17 protein-coding genes are annotated in these 24,117 nt (G+C 68.8%); 12 read left to right on the top strand and 5 right to left on the bottom strand.

Annotation, left to right across the window (positions count from 1 at the left end):
* Positions 1–620: 620 nt before the first annotated feature.
* A complete protein-coding gene (locus tag KOR34_RS11595; RefSeq protein WP_146564742.1) occupies positions 621–974 on the top strand; it encodes a hypothetical protein in 354 nt (117 codons plus the stop codon).
* Between the two features lie 19 nt (positions 975–993).
* Entirely contained in the window at positions 994–1,431 is a 438-nt protein-coding gene (locus tag KOR34_RS11590; protein ID WP_146564741.1) for a GNAT family N-acetyltransferase, read from the top strand.
* Between the two features lie 71 nt (positions 1,432–1,502).
* On the opposite strand, the gene KOR34_RS11585 is transcribed toward KOR34_RS11590, so the two are convergent.
* The gene (locus tag KOR34_RS11585) at positions 1,503–3,338 is read right to left on the bottom strand and encodes a cation:proton antiporter (protein WP_146564740.1); all 1,836 of its coding nucleotides are present in this window, start codon (positions 3,336–3,338) and stop codon (positions 1,503–1,505) included.
* 268 nt (positions 3,339–3,606) lie between these two features.
* Here KOR34_RS11585 and KOR34_RS11580 point away from each other — a divergent pair, with 268 nt between their 5' ends.
* Together KOR34_RS11580 and KOR34_RS11575 are read left to right on the top strand one after the other, a co-directional pair.
* Positions 3,607–3,855: a hypothetical protein gene (locus KOR34_RS11580; RefSeq protein WP_197531337.1), complete on the top strand. Its 249-nt coding sequence runs from the start codon at positions 3,607–3,609 to the stop codon at positions 3,853–3,855.
* Between the two features lie 25 nt (positions 3,856–3,880).
* The gene (locus tag KOR34_RS11575) at positions 3,881–4,099 is read left to right on the top strand and encodes a hypothetical protein (protein ID WP_146564739.1); all 219 of its coding nucleotides are present in this window, start codon (positions 3,881–3,883) and stop codon (positions 4,097–4,099) included.
* Positions 4,100–4,109: 10 nt separating this feature from the next.
* On the opposite strand, the gene KOR34_RS11570 is transcribed toward KOR34_RS11575, so the two are convergent.
* Together KOR34_RS11570 and KOR34_RS11565 are read right to left on the bottom strand one after the other, a co-directional pair.
* On the bottom strand, positions 4,110–5,768 hold the full coding sequence (locus tag KOR34_RS11570) for an alkaline phosphatase (RefSeq protein WP_228714585.1): 1,659 nt from the start codon (positions 5,766–5,768) through the stop codon (positions 4,110–4,112).
* 127 nt (positions 5,769–5,895) lie between these two features.
* Positions 5,896–7,620 carry an alpha-L-fucosidase gene (locus KOR34_RS11565; RefSeq protein WP_146564738.1) on the bottom strand — a complete coding sequence of 575 codons (1,725 nt, stop codon included), beginning with the start codon at positions 7,618–7,620 and terminating at the stop codon, positions 5,896–5,898.
* 141 nt (positions 7,621–7,761) lie between these two features.
* On the opposite strand from KOR34_RS11565, the gene mfd reads away from it, so the two are divergent.
* The 3 genes from mfd to KOR34_RS11550 all read left to right on the top strand — a co-directional run bounded on the left by mfd (position 7,762) and on the right by KOR34_RS11550 (position 13,427).
* Complete coding sequence (gene mfd, locus KOR34_RS11560) at positions 7,762–11,043, top strand: transcription-repair coupling factor (RefSeq protein WP_146564737.1); 3,282 nt, start codon at positions 7,762–7,764, stop codon at positions 11,041–11,043.
* 75 nt (positions 11,044–11,118) lie between these two features.
* Positions 11,119–12,243: a peptidylprolyl isomerase gene (locus KOR34_RS11555; protein WP_146564736.1), complete on the top strand. Its 1,125-nt coding sequence runs from the start codon at positions 11,119–11,121 to the stop codon at positions 12,241–12,243.
* 140 nt (positions 12,244–12,383) lie between these two features.
* Positions 12,384–13,427 (top strand): LacI family DNA-binding transcriptional regulator, encoded by a 1,044-nt coding sequence (locus tag KOR34_RS11550; RefSeq protein WP_146564735.1) that lies wholly within the window; start codon positions 12,384–12,386, stop codon positions 13,425–13,427.
* A 19-nt stretch (positions 13,428–13,446) separates the two neighbouring features.
* Here KOR34_RS11550 and KOR34_RS11545 read toward each other — a convergent pair whose 3' ends face one another.
* On the bottom strand, positions 13,447–14,895 hold the full coding sequence (locus tag KOR34_RS11545) for a glucoamylase family protein (protein ID WP_146564734.1): 1,449 nt from the start codon (positions 14,893–14,895) through the stop codon (positions 13,447–13,449).
* A 2-nt stretch (positions 14,896–14,897) separates the two neighbouring features.
* Positions 14,898–16,466: a hypothetical protein gene (locus KOR34_RS11540; protein ID WP_146564733.1), complete on the bottom strand. Its 1,569-nt coding sequence runs from the start codon at positions 16,464–16,466 to the stop codon at positions 14,898–14,900.
* A 465-nt stretch (positions 16,467–16,931) separates the two neighbouring features.
* On the opposite strand from KOR34_RS11540, the gene KOR34_RS11535 reads away from it, so the two are divergent.
* The 5 genes from KOR34_RS11535 (at position 16,932) to KOR34_RS11515 (ending at position 24,050) form a co-directional block, all read left to right on the top strand.
* Positions 16,932–18,023 (top strand): DUF1559 domain-containing protein, encoded by a 1,092-nt coding sequence (locus KOR34_RS11535; protein ID WP_146564732.1) that lies wholly within the window; start codon positions 16,932–16,934, stop codon positions 18,021–18,023.
* 94 nt (positions 18,024–18,117) lie between these two features.
* On the top strand, positions 18,118–19,308 hold the full coding sequence (locus KOR34_RS11530; protein ID WP_146564731.1) for a hypothetical protein: 1,191 nt from the start codon (positions 18,118–18,120) through the stop codon (positions 19,306–19,308).
* A gap of 189 nt (positions 19,309–19,497) precedes the next feature.
* Positions 19,498–20,172, top strand: coding sequence for a PEP-CTERM sorting domain-containing protein (locus KOR34_RS11525; RefSeq protein ID WP_228714584.1), 675 nt, complete (start codon positions 19,498–19,500; stop codon positions 20,170–20,172).
* 129 nt (positions 20,173–20,301) lie between these two features.
* Positions 20,302–22,656, top strand: a complete 2,355-nt coding sequence (locus tag KOR34_RS11520) for a glycoside hydrolase family 3 N-terminal domain-containing protein (protein WP_197531336.1) — start codon at positions 20,302–20,304, stop codon at positions 22,654–22,656.
* A gap of 329 nt (positions 22,657–22,985) precedes the next feature.
* Positions 22,986–24,050 carry a hypothetical protein gene (locus KOR34_RS11515; protein WP_228714583.1) on the top strand — a complete coding sequence of 355 codons (1,065 nt, stop codon included), beginning with the start codon at positions 22,986–22,988 and terminating at the stop codon, positions 24,048–24,050.
* Positions 24,051–24,117 lie beyond the last annotated feature (67 nt).

The following is a 24,117-nucleotide window of genomic DNA, read 5'->3' as shown; positions in this document are numbered from 1 at the left end:
TTTCGTTTTGTCCAAAAACACCCGCGGAGGGGACAAAACTCCGGGCGTATCTTCCCCCTGGTTTTCGCTTAAGTCGTTTTTGACGTTTGGCTTACGGGGAATCCAGTGGGCGCCGCCGCCGAGGGGTTTTGTCCGATTTGGTCGACAAGAATGAACACAACTCCGATATGGCCGAGCGGCCGAACAACGGGGAGACGGAGCTCGCCCGTCTCCTCATTAGATCGCGATGGGTGGCCGGATTCTACCGAAAACCTGGAGACAACACGCGGTACTACCACTTTGACACCCCACCCACCGCAGGGCTCCAACTAGGGAGTCGGACCCGTCCAGTTTGAGAGAACCAGGTTCTCGTACAATGCAGGGGCAGACGTTCACAACGGAATCCCTAACGGTTGCCTGCTCCTTCCATGTTTCACCGCTACTTCCCACCATGTCCCGTTGACGGCCCCATCGATCCGCCCTCGCCATACGGCCACTTGGGATTTGTAGGGACGGTTCCTAATAAATGCGCCGATTGCCGCCACCTGTTCGAGGGCGAGTGTACGCGATTCGTTGAGGAAGTAGGCTGCTTACTCCACCTAGATCACGGTCCTTGTGGCGTCGATGGCCCTACCGATCCTGTGCTCTACGAAGACGGCTTTATTTCGGCAAAAGTGGCGGTACCCAGGAAGTGCGTTAGTTGTGTTCACTTGCAGGTCGACAACGTACACGGGTTTCACTGTTTGAAAGATGCAGACAAGTGGGGACACTTTCACCGTGGGCTCGATTGGGGATCATGGCGTCCCGATCATGTCTATCTGCAGCTTGCCCCACCGAAGGTGACAACCAAAGCCTTGTCTGATCACGCTTTTACTGGCAACCAGCTGGCCTTCATCAAAGAGCATCGCAGAATCAATCCAGGGCTCTCGATCCGGGAAGCGAAGTCCGATTACGAGCACTTTCGCCGCGTCATCGAGCAGATCGATCCACGCTGACGCGCTAGGACTTAGCGAGATGCCGCAGTTTCGAGAGATCGCCCACAACTCGGACGACTACCGCCGCGCGTGTCGCTTGCGGCAGGCGGTGCTGCGTAGCCCGCTCGGCCTGGACCTCTTCCAGGAAGACCTCGCTGGCGAGGCGGACCAATTACACTTCGGCCTGTTCGAGGCCGCCGAGCTGCTGGCCTGCGTGGTCGCCAAGCCGACCTCGCCAACCGCCGTGCAGCTCAGGCAGATGGCCGTCGATCCGACCCAGCAGGGACGCGGATATGGCCGTCGGCTGCTGGGGTCGGTTGAGCCCGCGCTGGTCGAGCGGGGCTACACCAGCGTGACGCTCCACGCCCGCGTGCCGGCGATCGGGTTCTACGAAAAACTCGGCTACCGACTGGTGGGCGGCGAGTTCGAGGAGGTGGGCATCGCGCATGTGGAGATGCAGAAAGACTTGGATGGGTAGCCCGCCGTGAGCGCCGGCAGCCTCCACAGCCAGCGGCCTCAAGGCCGGACTCCAACAACGGCTTCCCCCCGTCAGGCCTGGGCGGCGGACGCCTGGTTGTCGGCGGTCTGCGCGGCGGGGATCTCGGCGTGCGAGTCGTCGCTCTCGTCGATCAGGGCGACCAGCTTCTTGCCGGGCTTGGGGTCGAGCTTGTGCCCGGCCACCGAAACCCGCAGGCGCCCCTTCTCCGGCACGGTGAACAGGATCAGCGCGTCGGGGTACTTGGCGCGGAAGTTCTCGATGGTGAAGTCTTCGGTGAGCGTGGTCTTCTTGATCACGTGGCCCTTCTCGAACCGCGCGGCGAGCGCCTCGTAGGTGATGCCCTCGCGGAACAGCGTGCGGCCGCGGAGGTGGTGGGGCACCCGCTCGTGCCGCTCGCGCGACTCGTGCTGCGCCAGCTGGTAGGTGTTGGCGCTGCCCAGGCGTTCGGAGAACTCCATGGCGGCGATCGAGTTGATCTCGTCGTTCGGCGTCATGGCGAGCAGCCGGCCGATGCCGCCCAGGTCGGCGTCGTTGCGCACGCGGTCGCTGGCGATGCTGCCGTAGTAGACCGGCAGCCCGGCCATGCGGGCGGCGGCGATGTTCTCGGCGTTGGTGTCCACCAGCAGCGTGGTGAAGCCCTCGGCGTGCAGCGAGAGGGCGATCTCCTTGACCATCGGCGAGGCGCCGGCGAACAGCACGCCCTGCGGGTCCTGACGCGACAGGCCAAGCCACCGCGCGACCGGCGCCAGCGTCAGGCCGTACACCACTACGGTGCCGACGATCACCAGGAACGTGGCCAGCACGAACTTGTCCGCCTGCTCGGCGTAGGGCGTGTCGGCCAGCTCGGTGGCCAGCAGCGAGGCGACCGCAGCCGCCACGATGCCGCGGGGGTGGATCCAGCCGAGCAGCAGCCGCTCGTTGCGCGACAGCTCGCTGCCGGCGGTAGCGATCAGCACCGCGGCCGGTCGGATCAGCAGGATCAGCGTGGCGATGAACAGCCACCCGCCCACGCCGAAGTCGGCCAGCTGCTCGCCGCTGATCTCTACCCGCGAAGAGAGCACGATGAACAGCACGGATATCAGGAGCACCCGGAGGTTCTCCTTGAACTCCATCACGTGGTGGATCGTGACCCACGGCTGGTTGGCCAGCAGCACGCCCATGACGGTCACGGTGACCAGGCCGGACTCGTGCTGCAGGTAGTTGCTGATAGCAAACACCAGCACCACCAGGCTGAGGATGGCCGCGTTCTGCAGGTAGTCCGGCACCAAGAACCGGCTGTGCAACTGGATCACCACGGTCGCCGCCAGCGCGCCCAGCAACACGCCCACCACGGTCGTGAGCATCAGGCCCTGGGCCGACTGGCCGACCGTGTCGCCGTGGGCGACCGCCTCGAACACCAGGGCCGCCAGCACGGCGCCGATGGGGTCGTTGACGATGCCCTCCCACTTGATGACCGAGCCGATGCGTTTCTCCGGCCGCACCTGCCGCAGCAGCGGCAGCACGACCGTCGGCCCGCTGACGGTAAGCAACGCCCCCAGCAGCCCGGACATGGCCCAGCCGAAGCCGAGCAGCCAGTGGGCCGCGACCGCGGTGGCGAGCCAGGTCACCACCAGCCCGACGGTCACCAGCCGGGTCACGACGTGGCCGATGTCCTTCAGTTCCCGCAGCCGCAGGCTGAGGCCCCCCTCGAACAGGATCACGCCGACCGCCAGCGACACGAACGGGAAGATGATGTCGTCGGACGGGGGCCGCACGTTCAACGCGCCCAGCCCGAACCCGAACACCAGCAGCAGCACGATAGCAGGGAGCTTGATCCGCCAGGCCAGCCACTGGGCGGCGATGCCGAGCGCCAGCACGCCGGAGAGGTACAGGGGGCTTAGAGTCATGCGGGACCGGAGAGGAAGGGGGTGGGGATGCAGGGTAAGTGTATGTCAGCAAATGCTTTGAGCACAATTCCCGCCGCGCGGAAGTGGCCCGCTGGCGCCGCCCGCGGACGGTCGGGACGAGAAAACCGTCGGATTGAGTCAAAGTTTGCGGGTTGGTCCGACGATAACGATGGCAGCGGTTCTGACGGGCCGCGTGAATCGAATGCTATCAATCCTGCCGGGGCCATCGGTTTGGCTGACCGGCGAGCGTTGGACGGAGACCTCCGCGATGAACAAGGCTACTCGCAGCAACCGTTTTCAGGTCTGGGCCGCTGGTGCGGTGATGCTGGCCGGGATCGCCTCGACCGGGTGCCAGGTGGACGTCGCGGGCCAGACGCTCCCGAGCCCCTGGTACCTGACCGACGACGTGCAGTACTACGCCCCGGGACCCGAGTTCAAGCTCGCCCGCGAGGCGGCCGCGCTGAAGGCGGACCGCGAGGCGTACGAGAGCAGCGCTCAGCCGAACTGCTGCCCGTAGTCGCAGCCTCCCGAAGGAGCATGCCGTGCGGAAGCTAGCAGGCGTTTACCGGCCCGCGTTGTGGGCCGCCGGCACGTTGATGCTGGCGGGCGCCGCTTCGCTTGGCTGCCGCACCGAGGCGGTTGTGACGCCGCTGCCAACCATGTCTTACATGACGGACGACGTGCAGTACTTCGCCCCGGGCCCCGGCTCTCGTCAGCCTCCGGCGCCTACAGAAGACGGCGCCCAGCCCACCGCCGAGTAGTCGGGGCGGGCTACTCGGACTCCGCCGGCGGGATCAGCAGCGCGGGGTCGTCGAGCACCAGGTAGTGCCCGTGGTCGGCCGTGACGATCAGCACGGTCTCGTCCCAGTTGCTGTTCTTCTCGACCCAGTCCGTGATGACGCGGACCGCCTGGTCGCCACAGTTCACCGCGCCGATCGAGGCGTCCAGGTTGTTGCTGTGGTTGGCCCAGTCGACGTCGCCGGCCTCGACGAGCACCCAGAACGGCTTGTCGCCGGCGCTCAGCACGGTTAGGGCGGCGGAGGTCATCTCCGCGAGGGTCGGGTTCTCGGCGAGGTCCTCCTTCGAGTAGGACATCTCCACGCCGTCGACGCCAGGCGCCGGGTCGTAGGCGCCGTCGGCCGAGGCGTACGGCAGGTGGCCGCTGTCCTTGTCGTAATCGCTGGCGACGCCGTAGTAGCCGAACAGCCGTTTGCCCTCCTCGACCGCCTGGTGGGCGGCCTGGGCCAGTCCGCTGCCGCCCAGCACGCCATCGGTGCGTTGGGCCACCACGTAGGGGCCGCCATTGCGCTCGTCGATGGCCTTCATGTCCTGGAAGGTGAGGTACTTGTTGCCGGGGACAAAGTTGTCCCCCTGGTCGCCGTCCTCCAGCACCTCGACGCCGTGCCCGCCGCCGATCACCACGTCCATGCCGGCGAGGGGCTGGTCGGGGTGGCTGACCGAGGGCCGCCCCAGCAGGTCGCGGGTGAGGTCCTGGTAGTCGCCGCGGCTGACGTTGTGGCCGTAGGCCGACGCGGGCGTGGCGTGGCTGATGGGGACGCTCGTCACCACGCCGACGCGGTAGCCGTGCGACTGCGCGATGTGCGCCACCGACGGCGCCGGCCGGCCCTCGGCCGTCACGCCGATCGCGCCGTTGAACGTCTTGACGCCGCACATCATGCTGGTGGCCGAGCTGGCCGAGTCGGTGTAGGCGTGCCGCGCGGCCCGGTCCGCGGTCTCGGCGATGAGGTATTCCGGCTGCCGGCACACGGACCAGGGGTGGTAGCCGGCCACGCGCGGGTCGTACCCGCCGGCCAGGCCGCCGCTGGGGTTGTGGACCTTCTGCTTGCTGACGTTCACCTGGATGCCGTCGCGCCCCGGGCTGGTGACCATCCAGCCGAACTGGGTGGTGCCGTCGGCCTGGTACTCCTGGAAGTGGGTGCCCTCGCCGCGTCCCTCACGGTAGGCGACCTTCTGCAGGTTGTGGGTGGCGGCCGCGTAGGTGGTCTGCCAGTCCATGCCGTCGAACACCACGAGGATGACGTTCTTCTTGCCGGCCTCGACCGCGGCGAGCTGCAGGTCGAAGATGTTGGTCTGGTCCATGTAGTCCGCGGTGTCACACACCGAGAGCTGCTGGTCGGCGCGGTACATCCGCCGCAGCGCGGCCGGGTCGCGGTAGGGGCTCTTCGCGCCGGTGTAGCTGCCGAGGTCGATCCCCTCGCCGGCGCCGAGCGTGCCGAAGGTGTACACCGGGATCAGGCGGTTGGAGTGCGTCGTCCAGCTGCTGTACTGGCCCGGCTTGGGGCCCCAGTGCGCGGCGGGGCTGGACTTGGTCTCGACGGCGTCGGCCTGGAGGTCGCGGATCCAGTCGGCCGAAGCGGACAACGCCGGCGTCAGCAGGGCGGCGGCGAGCAGGGCGCGGAGCATGGGCATGGCGGCGGAGATGAGCGTGGGCGGGCGGGAGGCGAGGAAGGGGGCGGGATAGCCCTCTATTATGCGTGCGCGCAACCCGCCCGTGCAAGCAGAGGGTCAGATCCCGGATTTGCGGCGGATCGGCCGGTCAGTCGACCGGCGTGAGGGTGACCGAACGCAGGTTGATGGGGTTCCAGCCGGCCGCCCTGGGCTGCAGCTCGAGGACCGTCTGGCCCGCATCCACGCTGACTTCGCCGAGCTCCTGCACGGCGAAGTCCTGGTAGCCGCCGGTCGGGGTGACCTCGGCGCCGAGGCGCCCGCCCGCGGCGGCCACGGTCAGGCCGGCCTTGGCGGGCGCGGCGACCTCGGCGGACACCCGAAAGCGGGTGGCGGCGGGGAGCTCGACCCGCCACCGCACCGCGTCGGTCGGCTCGGTCCAGTAGCCGAGGCTGGTCTGGCCGTGGATGCGTTCCTGCTGGACATGGCCCTCGGTCTGGGCGGCGGCCGCGGCCAGCACCAGGCGACCGTCGGCCTGCGGCTTCGTCCACTGGAACACCTCCTCCGGCTCGCCCTCGATGCCCAGCTCGACGACCGAGCAGACCGCGTCGGGCGCCGCGCCGGTCAGGCGGACCTCCAGGCCCTCCTCGCCGCCGGTCACGGAGTAGCCGACGCTCGGGTCCGACAGCAGGCGGCAGTAGGAGGTCGCGACCCGCAGCGGGACGCGCACCACGCCGTCCGACGGCCAGTCGAACACGTGCAGGAACAGCCGCTCGCCCTTGCGGGTCAGGCGACCCCACTCGGGCCGGCGGCAGGGGCTGGCGGTCGTGCCGTAGATGGCGTCGCCATTGACCTCCATCCACGCGCCGATCTCCTGCAGGCGTTCGATCGACTCGGGCGGGATCTCGCCCTCGGCGGTCGGCCCCACGTTCAGCAGGTAGTTGCCCCCCTTGGAAACGATGTCGACCAGGTTGTGCAGCAGGGTCTCGGTGCTCTTCCAGTTGTGGTCGAACGACTTGTAGCCCCAGGTGTCGTTCATCGTCATGCACGTTTCCCAGTCGCGGCCCTTGAAGCCGGTGGCGGGGATGTGCTGCTCGGGGGTCTCGGTGTCCCCCGCGTAGCCGCCGCCCAGGCGGTTGTTGGTGATGATGCCGGGCGTCGCCGACAGCAGGTCGTGCAGCGGCTGGGCGCGCTCCTTGTTCATCCACACCGGCGTGTCCCACCACAGCACGTCGGGCTTGAACCGCGTGAGGATCTCTTCGGTCTGCGGCACGGCGATGTCCTGCAGGTACTTGTCGAAGCGGCCGCGGTGGGCCTCGTCCCAGCCGGCGCCCTCGTCGTAGCCGGCCTTGGCCCCGCCCGGGTGGGTCCAGTCCTGGGCCTGCGAGTAGTAGAGGCCGAACTTCAGCCCCTCGCCCCGCACCGCCTCGGACAGCGGCGCCAGCAGGTCCTTGCCGTACGGCGACGCGTCCGCGATGTCCCAGTCGGTGACCGACGAGTCGTACAGCGCGAAGCCGTCGTGGTGCTTGGAGGTGATCACCACGTACCGCATGCCGGCCTGCTTGGCCAACGTAGCCCACGCCTGGGGGTCGTACTTGGTGGGGACGAACTCCTCCGCGTAGCCGCGGTACTCGGCCACCGGGATCTTCGCCTGCCGCATGATCCACTCGCCGATCCAGGGGACCTGCTCCCCGTGGTAGTTGCCGGCGGGCGCCGCGTACACGCCCCAGTGGATGAACATCCCGAACTTGGCGTCCCGCCACCACGCCATGCGCTGGTCATCGGCCGGGGCCGGCTCGGCGGCCGAGCCGGTCGGCGGGGTGAGCAGCAGCAGGCAGGCGGCCGCGAGCAGGCAACGCGAAGCGAGGGCGGGCATGGGGGGCTCCCAGGGCGGTGGATCGGGGTGGGCAGGCGGACATGATAGCCGGCCCGCGGGCGCAAAAGCAAAGCGGCGTCCCGACCCCGGCCGGCTGTGCGGGATTCTCAGGCGCGGGGCCAAGAACTAGAATCTTTCGCAATGGATAACCCCCCGGCGGTCGCGGTCGACGCTCTCACGGAGCTGAGGCGGCTGGCCGCGAAAGTCTGTGCGCGGGACGACTTCGCGCGGGTGGTCGGTAGTCTCGAAGAGGGACGCAGCGGCACGCTCGGCGGAGTCTGGGGGTCGGCGCGCGCGCTTGTCGCGGCGGCGGTCGCTTCGCGGTGCCCCGGGCCGCTGTTCGTGGTGACCCCCCACCAGGCGGACGTCGACCGCCTGCTGACCGACCTCGCGCTGTTCACCGACCTGCCCGCCGCGGCGTTCCCCGCGTGGGAGCGGGACCAGAGCGAGCGCGTGCTGCACGACGAGGTCTACGGCCAGCGGATGCGCGTGCTCAAAACGCTGAGCCGGCTGCTGGCGAGCCCCGATCAGCCGCCCGGCGCCGCCGACCCGCGGGTGGTCGTGACCAGCATCCACGGGCTGATGCAGCCCACCCCGGCGCCCGACGCGATCGCCGAGGCGACACGCACCGTGGCCGTGGGCGACGCCACCGGCGAGGAGCAGCTAGTAGAGTGGCTCACGTCGCGCGGCTGCCACCGCACCAGCGCGGTCGAGCTGCCGGGCGAGTTCGCGGTGCGGGGCGGCATCATCGACGTGTTCCCCCCGGACGAGGAGCACCCGGTTCGTATCGAGTACTTCGGCGACGAGGTCGAGTCGATCCGCCACTTCGACGTGGCGACCCAGCGGAGCGCCGGCGCGGTGCAGACCGTCGACCTGACGCTGCTGGAGCCGTCGGCCTCGGACCGGGCGCACATGACCGTGTACGCGCCGCCGGAGAGCTGGTTCCTGCTCATCGAGCCCACCGACCTGGCCGAGGAGGGACGCTTCTACCACGAGCGGTCGGACGACACCCGCTCGCTGCACAGCGTCCGCACCAGCCTGGCCGAGGTGTACAAGTACCCCTCGGTGACCGCGGCGGGCGTGCCGGCCGGGTCGCTCGAGGAGACCGGCCACCTCGGCTTCGAGTCGGTCGAGCGGCTCAGCGGCGACATCCAGCGGGTGCGCGACGAGCTGGCGACTGTCGCCGAGGGGCAGATGGTGTTTATTGTCTGCCCGACCGACGCGGAGACGCAGCGCCTGACCGAGCTGTTCGCCGACACGCCACTGCTGCGCGAGGACCGGCTGCGGCTCGTCGTGGGCGACCTGGCCGAGGGCTTCCGCGTGGTCGCGGAGCGGGCGATCGTGCTCTCCAGCGCCGAGCTGTTCAACCGGCACGACACGGCCCGCGGCGCGATCCGCCAGGCGGCGGGCCGTGCGATCGACACGTTCCTGGAGCTCCGCGAGGGCGACCTGATCGTCCACGTGACGCACGGCATCGGCCGCTACCGCGGCATCAAGCTGCTGGAGAAGGAGGGCCGCAAGGAAGAGCACCTGGAGCTGGAGTACCACGGCGGCACCCGCATCTTTGTGCCCAGCACCAAGATCGAGCTGGTGCAGAAGTACGTGGGCGGCAAGTCGCTCAAGGTGCCGCTGGCGCGGATCGGCGGCAAGGCCTGGGTGCGGCAGAAGCAGGCCGCGGAGAAGGCGGTCACCGACCTGGCGGCCGACATGCTCGAGCTGCAGGCGCGTCGCGACGCGCGGCCCGGCATGGCCTTCCCCGAAGACACGCCCTGGCAGGTGGAGTTCGACGCCGCGTTCCCCTACGAGGAGACGCCCGACCAGCTCCGCTCCATCGAAGAGATCAAGGCGGACATGACCCAGCCGCGCCCGATGGACCGCCTGCTGTGCGGCGACGTCGGGTTCGGCAAGACCGAGCTGGCGATCCGCGCCGCGTTCAAGGCGGTGGACGCCGGCTACCAGGTCGCGGTGCTCGCGCCCACCACCGTGCTGGCCGAGCAGCACCGCCGCACCTTCAGCGAGCGGATGGCGGAGTTCCCGTTCGAGATCGCCTGCCTCAGCCGGTTCTGTACCGCCAAGGAGCAGCGGCAGATCCTGGAGAAGGCCCGCGAGGGCGGCGTGGACATCGTCATCGGCACGCACCGCCTAGCGTCGGGCGACGTGGACTTCGCCAACCTGGGCCTGCTGATCATCGACGAGGAGCAGCGGTTCGGCGTGGCGGTGAAGGAGCGGCTCAAGGCGATGCGCTCGGCGGTCGACGTGCTGACCATGACCGCCACCCCGATCCCCCGCACGCTGCACATGGCACTGCTGGGCGCGCGGAGCATCTCGAACCTCGAGACCCCGCCCTCCAACCGCCTGGCGGTCGAGACCCGCGTCACCCGCTTCAACGAGGAGATGGTCCGCCACGCGATGCTCCGCGAGCTGAATCGGGGCGGGCAGGCGTACTTCGTGCACAACCGGGTACACGACATCAAGGCGGTCGCCGACCGGCTGAACGAGATCGTCCCCGAGGCCCGCATCGGCATCGGCCACGGCCAGATGCCCGAGGGCGAGCTGGAGGAGGTGATGGTCAAGTTCGTGGCCCACGAGTACGACATCCTGCTCGCCACGACCATCATCGAGAGCGGCCTGGACATCCCCAACGCCAACACGATGTTCGTCGACGACGCCGACCGCTACGGCCTGGCGGACCTGCACCAGCTGCGGGGCCGCGTGGGGCGGGCGAACCGGCGGGGCTACTGCTACCTGCTGATCCAGGAGGACCGGCAGCTGCCCACGCAGGCCGCCCGCCGGCTGAGGGCGGTGGAGGAGTTCAGCCAGCTCGGCGCCGGCTTCGCGCTCTCGATGCGCGACCTGGAGATCCGCGGCGCCGGCAACCTGCTGGGCACGCAACAGTCGGGGCACATCGCCACGGTCGGCTACGAGATGTACTGCCAGATGCTGGAGAAGGCGGTGCGGCAGCTCCGCAAGCTGCCGCCCAAAGAGAGCGTCGACGTCACGATCGACCTGCCGGTGCACGCCTACCTGCCCGGCAACTACGTGCCCGACATGCGGTCGAAGATCGACCTCTACCGCCGGCTGGCGCGTGCTAGCACCCTGGCCGAGGTGGAGGACTTTTCCGGCGAGCTGAATGACCGCTTCGGGACCCTCCCCCCGCCGGCCGAGCGATTCCTCGAGCTCGCGCGGCTGAGGGTCTGCGCCCACCAGTGGGGCGTGCAGACGGTCCGCCGCGAGGACAACTACCTGGTTTTCGCGTACACCCACCGCGGCAAGATCCGCGAGCTGGTGGACCGCAGCGGCGGGCGGCTCCGCATCGCGGACGGCCAGAGCGCCTACCTGCCGCTCGACAGCGCCCGCGTCGGGGTCGAGGACCTGCTGGGCGAGGTGAAAACGCTCTTGCGGCCGCAGCGCTCCGCCGCCTAAACTCCCGCCGCGCTGCGGGCTGCGTGGGCGGCCGCGCACACTCAACCGACACGTTTTACTCCTCAGGGTAGGCAATTGCCGGCACGCCTTTCACTCGCACAGACGACCTGCCTGGCCCTCCTCGCTAGCATCGGCGCGCCCGCTTCCACAACGGCGCAGCCCCTGGCGGACGGCTACAAGCAGGTGGACACCTCGCTGCAGCCCGTGGACGAGTGTGAGGTGATCGCCAAGGTCAACGGCGAACTCGTGCTGGCCTGCGAGCTGCTCTGGGAGGCCAACCTGCGGATCGAGGAGCTCAAGGTCCCCCGCGAGCACCAGGACGACGCCCGCCGGCAGCTCATGCAGCAGCTGCTGATGCAGAAGCTCGACCTCTTGATGCTGTACTCCGACTTCCGCCGCACCGTGCCGCAGGCCGACCTGGAGAAGATCCACGAGAGCCTGACCAAGCCCTTCGAGGAGCAGGAGTTGCCGAAGCTGATGAAGCAGGTCGGCGCCGAGGACCAGCGCGAGCTGCAGCGTCGGCTGGTGCAGCTGGGCACGTCGCTCCGCGAGCGGCGCGAGGACTTCTTCCGGATGATGATCGCCCGCAGCTGGGCGCAGGAGGGGCTGACCTTCAGCCGCGAGGTGACGCACCAGCAGCTGCTCGACTACTACCACAAGACCGCCGAGAAGTACGACTACCCCACGCAGGCGAAGTGGGAGGAGCTGGCGGTCAACTTCGGCAGCTACCCGACCAAGTCCGACGCCTACCGCGCCATCGCCGGGATCGGCAACCAGGCGTTCCGGCTGGTCCGCCAGCAGGCCGACCCCACTGCGCCCGCGTTCGCCGAGCTGGCGAAGTCCAGCTCGCAGGGCATCACCGCCAAGGAGGGCGGCCAGCACGACTGGACCTCCCAGGGCGCGCTGGCGGCCGAACGCGTCGACGAGGCGCTGTTCACGCTCCCCCCGGGACAGATGAGCCCGATCCTGGAGAGCAGCACCGGCTTCCACATCGTGCGGGTGCTGGAGCGTAAGGAGGCCGGACGCACGCCGTTCACCGAGGTGCAGACGGAGATCCGGGAGAAGATCATCGACCAGAGGTTCACGGTCGCGGTGAACGAGAAGATGAAGAAGCTGAAGGCCAAATCGCACGTCTGGACCGTGTACACCGGCGACCTCGACAACCCGAAGCTCGCGAAGCAGCCCGGCGCCGCGCGGTAGGGCCGGCGTGCGGCCAGTATCCGGCCGCCCCGCGGGCGGGTACAATTCGGCGTCAGCAGTGGATCCGCTGGCCCGCACACGGCTCCGGCCGCTCTTCCCCGGGTTGGCGGCCGAGCCCCCGCTAGCCCCAGACGCCAATCATGCCGGCCTCGATCGAAGACGTTGCGAAGCTCGCCAAGGTTTCGATCAGCACCGTGTCGCGGGTGCTCAACCGGCGGAACGTGGTGAACGCCGCGACGCGTGAACGCGTCGAGAAGGCGATCCGCGAGCTCGGCTACCGCCCCAACGTGTTCGCCCGCGGGCTGATGCTGCGCAAGAGCAACATCATCGGGCTCGTGCTGCCCGACCTGCACGGCGAGTTCTACTCGGAGATCATCCGCGGCGCCAACGAGAAGACGCGGCAGCTCGGCTACCACCTGACCGTGTCTGCCGCGATCGAGTCGGACGACAGCCACGACATCGTCGCCGCGGTGGCGAACCAGGGCCTGGTGGACGGGTTGATCGCGATGATCTCCGAGACCAACGCCGGCATCACCGACGCGCTGGCCACGGTCGACGTGCCGCTGGTGGTCCTCGACGGCGACGTCAGCGGCGCCCGCCACGACTGCGTGGTGATCGACCAGAGCGAGGGCGCCGCGGCGATGATGAACCACCTCATCAAGCTCCGCCCCGGCAGGCCCGTGATCTTCGTCGGCGGCAACGAGACCAACCTCGACAGCATCGACCGGCTCAAGGCGTACCGCGCCGCGATGAGCGGCGCCGGCCTGGCCGTGGCCGACGAGCACGTGTTCCACCTCGACTACGACTACCAGACCGCGTTCGACCTGGGCGTGGAGAAGGTGGCGGAGTGGTCGCGGATCGGGGCGAGCGTCTTCGCCGCGAACGACGAGATGGCCGCCGGCGTGATCGACGCCGCCATCGACGCCGGGCTCAACGTGCCCGACCAGCTGCCGGTGGTGGGCTTCGACGACACCCGCATCGCCCAGCTCACCCGCCCGCGGCTGACCACCGTGCACGTGCCCATGGCGATCATGGGCGCGTCGGCGGTGGAGCTGCTGCTGCAGCGGATCGAGGACCCCAAACGCCCCTCGACCAAGATGACGCTGCAGTCCGAGCTGGTGGTCCGCGAGTCGTGCGGTGCCGCGGTCAAGATTCACCAGCCGGGGCTGCGGGGCATCTCCTAGCGGCGCCGCCGGGTAGTGGTCAGTCGGCCGCCGGCTGCCAGGCGAGCCGCATCGCCGCCCGCTCGCCCATCGGGTGCTGGCGGAACAGGTCCCACATCAGCCCGGTGCGGGCGTTCTCGATCGACACGAGCATCGGGCCCGCGTCGATCGCCACGCCGCCCCGGAACGCCTGGCCGTTGTCCAGGTTGAAGCTGTCCGCCAGTCCGATGCCGCCCTGGGCGGGGTCGTCCCACGCGAGCGGCTCGCCGTCGGCGCCGCGCAACGCGACAAACGCCCGCAGCGCCTGCATCGACTCGCGCGGCGTAAAGACGATGGTCGAGCCCGCGGCGTAGGGGGCGATGGCGCCGCCGTGGAGCTGCTGCTCGTTGCTCAGGCTCGGGCGCTGCGTGGGCACCAGGTAGGCCCGCCGGCCCTGGTCCGTGTAGCCGTAGCAGGGGCTCTGGCCCCAGCGGTCTTCGGCGAAGGTGGAGAAGGTGTCGGCGTTCTCCAGGCAGACCGCGCGGTGGGCCAGGGTCGCGCGGCGGCTGTTCTCGAACCAGTCGACGCGCGGCAGGTCGAAGCCGAACCCGGCGGGGTCGTCCGCGGCGAGTGCGCCGTAGTCGACCCAGCAGTGGGTGAAGAAGTAGGTGAACAGGCACCCGCTCCACGACACGACAAACGGCGCGCCCGACGGGTGCGCCTTGAGCGTCCGCTTGAGCTGGTAGTAGCTCTCGGGGGGCAGGCGGTGGGCGTCGTTCGACGAGCCGACCGCCACCACGTACGCCAGCCGCTCCTCGTCGCTGGCGTTCCACCAGTGGTGCGTCATCAGCTTGCCGGGGCCGTTGACGTCGAACGGCGGGTCGGGCTTGAACGCCATCGACAGGTGGCGGCCGTCCTCGGTTAGGTACGCACGCCAGTTGGTCTGATCGATCAGCGTCGCGACGATCTCCGCAACCTCCCCGCCGAAGAACGCGGCCGCCGGCGCCGCTCCGGCCAGGAACAGCGAGTGGTCGATGGTGCTGGCCTCGGGCCGGTGCCGGCCGAACACGGGGCCCGCGTGCTCGGGGTCGACGAAGTGCAGGAACACGCCATCGCGGCGGTTGTCGTCCCGCGCGATCAGCGCCCGCAGCACGGTGAGCGCCCGCTGCTCGCCCTCCTGGCGGCTGATCCAGCCTCGGGTGACGCCGATCGGCAGCGCGGAGAGCTGGAAGCCGACGCCGGCCATGCTGGCCTTCTCGCTCCCGGTGAAGTCTCTGGCTAGCTGGGCGGTCTCGCCGACCTCATTCCAGAAGTAGTTGAAGCAGCCGCGCTGGATCTGCTCGAGCAGCTCGCTGTCGGACGCGGAGAACTCGTAGCGCCGCGCCCCGCGCGCCCCGTCCGACCGCAGGACGTCCGGGGCCGCTTGGCCGTACGCCAGCGAGGCCACACAGGCGAACGCAACCGCGAGGCCGCGAGTCAGCGTACGGGAGATTCCGGCGGGGCGCCCCACAATCAGTCCTCAGACGGCGCGAAGAAGAGAGTCTTGTGGCGAACGCCACGAGCACTCAATGCTACCGCGAGCCCGCCGAAACAGGCAAGTGCGAGCGCCCCCGGCGCCGGCGCCGCGTCCGCCCCGAATGCCGCGTGCGGGGCCCCGAAGCTGGCCCGCCACACCTGGTAGTCGCCCGGTCCGACCTGGCCGTCGAGGTCGCCGTCGGCGCTGAGGTTGGTGGTGGAGCCGAGCGTGTCGCGCCAGAGCGTGTAGTCGGCCGCGTCGACCGTCCCGTCTAGGTTGTAGTCGCCCGGCTGCAGCGGGTCGAACAGCCGATCGGCGAAGAAGCCGGGGTCGATGCTCTCCACAATCCCGAACAGCAGGAACAGGTGATCAACCAGGCCGGCGTCGTACGGGACCCAGGATTCGTCATCGAGCGACTCCCGCGCCAGCCCATAGCGGTAGCGGGCGTCGCTGGTGGGGTCCTGCTGCTGGTACCACTGCAGCAGCGTGTCCATGTCGCCCCACGCGCTGACGGCGGCCGGCGTCAGCACGGTCGACGGGTGGTCGAAGATGCGGTCGGCGTGGTAGCCGTCGGGCGTGACGCCGGCGGTCAGGCCGTAGCGGAACGGGTCGGCCAGGAAGAACTCGGCGTAGTCCGAGTCGGCCTGCTGCTGACTGGCCAGGAACTCCTGGAACCGGGCGTCGGCGCGGAAGTCGCTGTTGAAGAACTGGCTCTGCTGCACCCAGAACGCCGGGGCGAACGCGCCGGGGTTGTCGGTCAGGGTGGGCGTGCCGCTGAAGTACTTCACGGGCAGGTTGTCGGGGTTCAGCCACAGGTGTTTGACCGCGACCGCGCGGTCGTTGTTCGGCTGGCGCAGGGCGAGGCTCTCGACCAGCATGTACTCGTTCCAGGGCCGGACCGTGCCGCCGGCGCCGCCGCCTGCTTTGGTCATGTCCAGGTAGATCCGGCCGTCGAGGCTGGGGTGGATGGCGGCGTTGAAGTCGATGCTGGCGGTGATCTGGTCGGCCAGCGAGGCGATGGCGTCGTTCCCGGCGAAGTGACGCTTGGCGAACTGGGCGCCGGCCGTCAGCAGCGCGGAACCGATCGGGCTGTACGACTCGTCCCACCCGCCCCCCTGTTTGGCGCCGGTCGCCACGTTCATGAAATGCACGTAGTGCCCGTCGGCCGATCGATCGGGCGTGACCCCGGGGGTGTCGCCGTTGTAGGCCGCGAGGATGTTCTCGACGACGCCGGCCGCGTTGGGCAGCTGCCCAAACTCATCGAACGCGCTGAGCGCCAACAGGGCGAAGCCCGCCGCGTCGGGCGTGGCCGGGTGGAAGTGCGCAGCGCTAGGAGAGAGCACCAGCGAGTCGCGCACCAGCCCGGAAGGCTGCACCGCGTCGAGCACGTACGTCTGAAGCCGTTCCAGCTGGTCGGCGCGCATCTGCTCGAGCGTCTGCGCGCCGAGCCGCGCGTCGGTTGCGACGGTGGCGGTGGCGGTGGCGACCGCTAGCAGCAGGCGCAGTCGAGATCTCGAGGAGCGGAACACGCCGGTTTTTGCATCGATGGGGTCGTTTGTTGCCACGGTGGGGTGTGGCGGGAGAGGAGTTTACTGCAAGCGCTTGCAAGGCTTGGGATAAGCAGGGCGGAATGCCTCGCGAACGCTACGCCGAGTCTAGGAAGGAATGCCGGGTAATTCAACCAAATCGGCTCCGGAAAGCCGCAGAGGAATCGATTTGCAAGCGCTTGCAATCCGAGGTTGGCCGGAATAGAATCACCGGCGTGATGGGCAGGTGCAGCCTCGGATGACGGCTGGCCTGCCCAGTCCACGCTTTTCAGCAAACTTATCTCGTCTGCTCGGGACGCTGTCGCCGGAGGCGGCTCCTCGCCCGAGGGGCGTCGGTCAAACTCAACAAACCTGCGACTGCATCAGCGGCTACAATCGGCGAGTCAGCGGGGCGCTAGGTCATCGACCACCGGCGATCGCTGGCCGCGGCGGCGGATCCAGTCTCAACCCTTGGCCCACAGCCAACGGAAGGTGGCGAGACCTATGGACGCGAAGGCGGAACGGCGGCGCGGCGCGTTTACTCTCGTTGAGCTCTTGGTGGTGATCGCCATCATCGGCATCCTCATCGCGCTACTCCTGCCCGCGGTGCAGGCGGCCCGCGAGGCCGCGCGGCGCACCCAGTGCGTGAACAACCTGAAGAACATCGGGTTGTCGATCCACAACTTCGTGGACACCTACAAGATCTTCCCGATGGGCGGCACCGAGCCGGACGTGCGGATCGAGAACTACCTGGCCGATTCGGCCACGGTCTCCACCGCCGCCAACCGCAAGGGACCCCCGAACGGTCCGCTGAAGCAGGGCCTGGGCTGGATGTACCAGATCCTCCCCTACCTGGAGGAGGGCGCGGTGCAGAACCTGCTGACCCAGGAGCAGATCCAGCAGCAGACGCTCACGCTCTACAACTGCCCGTCGCGGCGGCAGCCGAAGATCAGCCCGGCCGGCGTCTCGCTGGTCGACTACGCCGGCGTGACCGCCGGCCCGGCCCGGTCTGAGTTGGGCAACGAGTTCGACGCCGCGATCGCGAACCCCCAGGCCCACCACTGGCAGGCGTTCTGGGGGTCGGGGCAGATCGGCACGCCCGCGTTACCGACCTCCACCACGGTGCAGCTGGCGCAGTTTGTTGGCGACCCGATCCAGTTCCGCGGCGTGATCCAGCGGGCCGACTGGCGGCCGGACACGTCGTCGGCGGCCGGCGGCGTCCGCGTTGGGTTCGCGAAGAAGATGACCTTCGCCAAGATCTCCGACGGGACCAGCAAGACGCTCGTGGTGTCCGAGAAACGCGTGGACACCAGCCTGCTGGAGGGCGGCAGCGTGTCCGACAACCGCGGCTGGGCAGACGGCTGGGACTACGACAACCTCCGCTCCACGTTCTTCCCGGTCGAGCGGGACGGCGTCGCGGAGTCGACCGGCCAGTTCGTCAAGAACCACTACCAGTTCGGCTCGGCCCACTCGGGCGGGGTGAACGCGATGTTCGGGGACGCGTCGGTTTCGTTCATCCGGTACGACATCAACCCGGAGCTGTTCAACCAGCTCGGGCACCGCCACGACGGCGAGGTGTTTGTCGACGAGTACTAACGGGCGACAGAGGGTGGGAGGGAATGCCGGCCGCTGCGCCGGCCGACTTGGTTTAGATTCGGCACACTCGGTTTTTATTCAGGGTACCACGGTCATGCCTCTTCTCGATTGGTTCAAACGCCCGGCGCTGGCCGGGCTGGTTGTTGCGCTGGGGGCCGCTCAGGCGTCGGCCCTGTACATCCCCGACAAGCTGTTCGGCGGCATGTACACCGACTTCGGCGACATGCCCTCCACAACGATCAACCATCCAAACTTTGAGTTCATCACGCCGTTCCCGTCCGAGTACGTGCTCGAAGAGACGGGCATCACCGGCTCGTTCCCGCCGGTCGGCGAGGAGGGCGGCGCCTTTGAGCGGAACGAGCACCAGATCCGGTTCGTGACCGACGGCGAGACCTCCGGCGGTCAGGCCACCGGGCACAAGTTCCAGCGCCGCGAGGCGTGGGACTTCGCGTTCGACATGAAGATCGAGACGCCCAACCCGCAGATCCGCAAGGAGGCCGGCATGTACTTCAAGTCGCCGGTCGGCAACGCGCTGTTCCTGGCCACCACCAACGACGGCTTCTACACCGACGGGCCGGGCACCATCTCTACGATCTTCGAGGGCGTGATCCCGGGCTACAACTTCAGCTCCACCGGCGGGCCGCTGGGCGACTACAACGGCAACGGCCGTGTCGACGCAGCGGACTACACCGTCTGGCGGGACACGCTCGGCTCGACCGAGGACTTCCGCGCGAACGGCAATAACGAGGGCGCCAGCGAGAACTTCATCGACGAGGCCGACTACCAGGTCTGGCGCGACGCCTTCGGCGAGGGGAGCGAGGGCGGGCAGGCCAACTACGAAGCGGGCGACACCGTCCGCATGCGGCTGATCTACACGCCGCCGGAGCTGGCCGACGAGGGGATGCCGGACATCGTGAACGACCCTAACGTGGTGACCGCTGGCACGCTGGAGTACATCATCAGCCTCAACGGCGGCGCGGAGATCAGCAGCGGGCCGCTGACGTTCGAGAACGAGTGGCAGGGGATCCCGAACGACACGCAGATCGCGTGGCGGGTGCAGAACCTCGGCACCCAGGCGGTGGTCAACGACTCGTCGAAGGTGACCTTCTCGAACTTCGACTTCAACGGCGACCTGCCGGGCACCGGTTTGGGCGAGGCGCCCGTAGCGGCCGGACTGGCGACGGCGCCGGAGCCGACGGGGGCGGCGTTGTTGGCGCTGGCCGGCGTAGCGGTCGGCGCGGCCCGACGGAGGGGCGGTTGCTGGGGCCGGTGTGGAGAGCGTTGAGGGGGGCGTCGCCCCTGAGCTGTGTCGTGTTGTTGGCTGCCTTTGGGGGTGGACACGTAGGTGTATCGGCAGGCCGTGCTGGTTGCACAAGGTCTGCGCGGCGTCGCCCGCGAGCTTCCTGCTTCTCTGATTCTTTTTCTTTGACTCTTGGGAGATGATCGAATGAAAGTGGCTCAAGGTTGTGTTGCCGTGGCTGCTCTGATGCTCTTTGCCGGCGCCAGCGGCGCGCAAGAACTGCTGACCAACGGCGGCCTCGATTCGCCCGGCGCCGGTCTGGTCATCGACGACTGGACCATCGACTACTTCAAGACCTTCACCGGCCCGTCGACGGACGGCGTCACGCTCGAGCCCTGGGCGGACCGGCTCGGCGACGCGGGCGAGTTTGGCGCCTTCTTCAAGGCGTTCCAGGGCAACAACACCACCGGCGACCTGGCCAATGTCAGCATCACGCAGGATGTGGCGGCTACAGCGGGTGTCGCCTACACGTTGTCCGGTTGGGCCCGCGGCGAGGACAACTACTCCGGCCTGATCCCTTCGACCGCGACCGAGACCCTCCTCGCGATCGATTTCGACGACGATGGCGACGCGACCAACGGCGTCCTCTCCACGGTCGTCACCGATCTGGTCGCCGCGGGGCTGAACAACGACTGGCTCCAGTACGATGTGTCGGGCGTCGCCCCGGCCGGGACCACGGTAGCGCGGGCGCGGGTCTCGATGCTCAACGCGTACAACAACCCGGATGGCGGAGGTCAGGCGTTCATTGTTGACGACCTGAGCCTGACGGGCGTCCCCGAGCCGGCCGCGCTAGGCCTGCTGGCCCTTGGGATCGTGGCAGGGTTGAGCGGCCGCCGCCGCGCTGCCTGATGAGCGGTTGATCCCGCTGCAGACACGCCGGCCGTCGGGGCAGGGCGTCCCCGATGGCCGGCGATTTCTTGAGCCGTCCACAAGCGTCCGTTAGAGGTTCTTGCTGTGAGCGTTCCGTCCCTTTCCAAAATGCGTGCAAGCGTTGTTCTGTCGCTGGTTTGCTGCCTCATCGGCGGCCCGGCCGCCGCGCAGAATCCCGCGCCCAAGACCGCCCTCAAGACCTCTTCCGGCCACACGCAGCGGACGCCGGCGGCCGAGCTGAGGTTCGCCGACCAGGCAGAGTCGCAGTCGGACGGTGACCTCTCGCAGCGGGTACGCCGGCTGGTTGAGGCGATGACGCTCGAGGAGAAGATCGGCCAGATGTGCCAGGTGACCGTCTACGGGCAGGAGCTGCCCGAGGCGGTCGCGCAGGCGGTGCGGGCGGGGGAGGTTGGCTCGATCTTCTACACCGGTCCCAACGACTTGGACCGCGCGGCGCAACGGATCGCGGTGCACGAGTCGAGGCTCGGCATCCCGCTGGTCGTCTGCCGCGACGTCGTGCACGGCTTCCGCACCATCTTCCCGATCCCGCTAGGCCAGGCGGCCAGCTGGGACCCCGAGTTGGTAGAGGAGGCCGCCGCGATCGCCGCCGCCGAGGCGAGCGGGCAGGGCGTGCACTGGACGTTTGCGCCGATGGTCGACATCTGCCGCGATGCTCGTTGGGGGCGGATCGCCGAGTCGTTGGGCGAAGACCCGGTGCTGGCGGGCGCCCTGGCCGCGGCGATGGTGCGCGGCTTTCAGGAGCCCAGCGAGGAACTCGGGAGCCCGGGCATCGCCGCATGCGCCAAGCACTTTGTCGGCTACGGCCTATCGGAGGGGGGGCGCGACTACAACCGTGCGATGGTTTCTAACAGCGAGCTGCACAACGTCTTCCTGGCGCCGTTCAAGGCCTCGGCCGACGCCGGGCTGATGACCCTCATGACCGCCTTCAACGACGTCAACGGCGTCCCGGCGAGCGGCAACCAACCTCTGCTCCGCGGCGTGCTGCGTGACGACTGGGGCTTCGACGGCGTGGTGGTGAGCGACTACGAGTCCATCACCGAGATGATCGCCCACGGCTACTCGACCGACCCGGTCCAGGCGGCGCAGCAGGCCGTCCGCGCCGGCGTAGACATGGAGATGGTGAGCCTCTCGTACCACGACACCCTGGCCGAGCAGGTCCGGGCAGGCGGGTTGTCAGAGTCGCTGATCGACGAGGCGGTCTCGCGTATCCTCACGCTCAAGCTCCGCCTGAACCTGGGAGAGCGGGCCGAGGCCCAGCGCGGCGAGTCCCGGCTGACCAAGCATTCCCGCCGGGTCGCCCGCGAGCTGGCCTGCCGCAGCCTCGTGCTGCTGAAGAACGAAGGGGGACTGCTGCCGCTGGACGCCAGCGGTGACCGCCGCGTTGCGGTGATCGGCCCCCTGGCCGACGCGCCGGGCGAGCAGCTCGGCTGCTGGATGCTCGACGGCCGCGAGGACGAGAGCGTCACGCCGCTGGCCTCGCTGCGCGATGAGTTTGGCGATGAGCAGGTCACCTACGTGCGGGCGCTGGAAAGCTCGGTCGCGCCGGACTCGCCGTCCGCGGCCGGCGGCGGCATCGAGGCGGCCGTCCGCGCCGCCGAGGCGGCCGACGTGGCGATCCTGTTCGTCGGCGAGGACGCCTGGCTCAGCGGCGAGGCGCGGTGCCGGGCGGACATCGCGCTGCCGGGCGATCAGTCGAAGCTGGTCGAGGCGGTCGCCGCCACCGGCACGCCAACCGTCATGGTGGTGGTGGCGGGGCGGCCGCTCAACATCCAGCGGGAGCTGCGGCAGTGCGACGCGACGCTGTACGCGTGGCACCCGGGGACGATGGCGGGTCCCGCCGCGGCGGACGTGCTGCTGGGGCGGCACAACCCCTCGGGCCGCCTGCCGGTGAGCATGCCCAAGCAGGTTGGCCAACTGCCGCTCTACTACAACCACACCAGCACCGGCCGCCCGAGCCCGCGTGAGATCCGATCGCCACAGCTCACCCCGGGGTCCGACTTTGTGGAGGACGCCAAGTTCAAGTCGCACTACCTGGACGTCGACCCGTTCCCCCTGTTCCCGTTCGGGTACGGGCTCAGCTACACCACCTTCCAGTACGGCGATATCGAGCTCACCACCGATCGGCTCGGCCCGGGGCAGACGCTGGGCGTGCGGGTCGAGGTGACCAACACCGGCGCGCGGGCCGGCGAGGAGACCGCGCAGCTCTACATCCAGGACGTCGTCGCCGACCTGGTGCGGCCCGTCCGCGAGCTCAAGGCGTTCCGCCGGGTGGCGCTCGAGCCGGGCGAGTCGACGGTCGTCGAGTTTGCTCTCCAGCCGGACGACCTGGCGTACTTCGATAACCAAGCCGAGCGACGGATCGAAGCCGGCGAGTTCCGGGTGTGGGTGGGCCCGCACTGCGAGTCGGAGCTGCCGTCCGCCGCGTTCTCCTACACGCCTTAGTCGTGTCTGCCCTAGTCGGTCGACGCGTTGCGCCGGTTGATCGGGTTGGGACGCGAGTGGTTCACCGCTGTCTGGAGCGCCGCCGCCCGGTTGACTCAGCCGGCCGCGGGCCGGTTGTAGCGACCGTTCCGCCGGCGCTAAGCTGAGAGCCGCTCGGGTGCGGCGGGTACGCAGGCCGTGTGTGAAACCTTGCGGGACGTCCTGGTCGCGCGAAAAACCCCTGCGGGTCTTCATCATTACGTACGGCTGGTTCCGAATCGGTCAGATGCCGCGACGCTGTTGCGCGGCGACTCGGAAGTCAATCGCACGACCAGAAGGCGGAGCCTTTCATGAAGATCCAGTTGGCGTCAATTGCGGCGGCGTTCGCCGCGTTCGCATCCCCCGTGGCGGGCCTCGCGGCCGAGTCCTACCCGCTGCGTTCATTCATGACCCAGGAAGTGCTTGGCGAACCGCCCGCGGCGGACGAGGCCATCAGGCCGGTCGAGTACCGGTTGTCGTCGTGCGACGGCTGCTGCGACGAGCCCTGCTGCGGCGACCTGTGCTGCGGCGACGCCTGTGGCTGCGGCGCCGAGCCGTGCGTGCTGCCGGCCACGCTGCTCGGCTGCTTCTGCGAGAGCGACCACTGCTTCGACGACTGGATCAGTCCGATGACCAACCCGGTCTTCTTCGAGGACCCGCGGACGCTGACCGAGCTGCGCGGCATCTTCCTGCAGCACAAGGTGCCGTCGACCGCAGGCGGCGGCGACGTGCAGCTCTATGCCCTGCAGATCCGCGCGGCGCTGACCGAGCGCCTGTCGCTGATCGCCACCAAGGACGGCTACGCGGTGTCGGACAACCCGCTGATCGCCGACGGCTGGGCCGACGTGGCGCTCGGCTTGAAGTACAACCTGATCCGCGACACGTACACCCAGACGCTGTTGAGCGGCGGCGTGGTGTACGAGCTGCCGGTCGGCTCGCACCGCACCCAGCAGGGCAACGGCGACGGCGAGTTCCACCTGTTCCTGACCGGCGGCACGCAGGTCTGCTGCGACTGCCGCGTGATCAGCGCCCTCGGGCTGCGGCTGCCGGCCGACCAGGACGCCGAGAGCACCAGCATGTACTGGTCCAACCACGTGGACTACCACCTGGGCCGCGGCTTCTACGCGCTGGCCGAGTTCAACTGGTACCACTGGCTGGTGGACGGCGGCGGCGGGGTGCCGGGCGTGTCCGGCGGCGACCTGTTCAACTTCGGGTCGACCGGGATCGCCGGCAACGACATCGTCACTGGCGCGTTCGGCATGAAGTACAAGCCCAGCCGATACTACGAACTCGGCCTGGCGTGGGAGAACCCGCTCACGCGTCGGCGGGACGTGATGGAGAACCGGCTGACCGCCGACCTGATCCTGCGGTACTAGGGCCGCAGCGGCGACAGGAACTGTCTTGCTACAGAAGGACGCGCTCAGAGCGGGCGCGTCCTTCTAC

The organism is Posidoniimonas corsicana, from assembly GCF_007859765.1.
Lineage (GTDB): Bacteria > Planctomycetota > Planctomycetia > Pirellulales > Lacipirellulaceae > Posidoniimonas > Posidoniimonas corsicana.
This window is presented reverse-complemented; position numbering and strand designations above follow the sequence as displayed.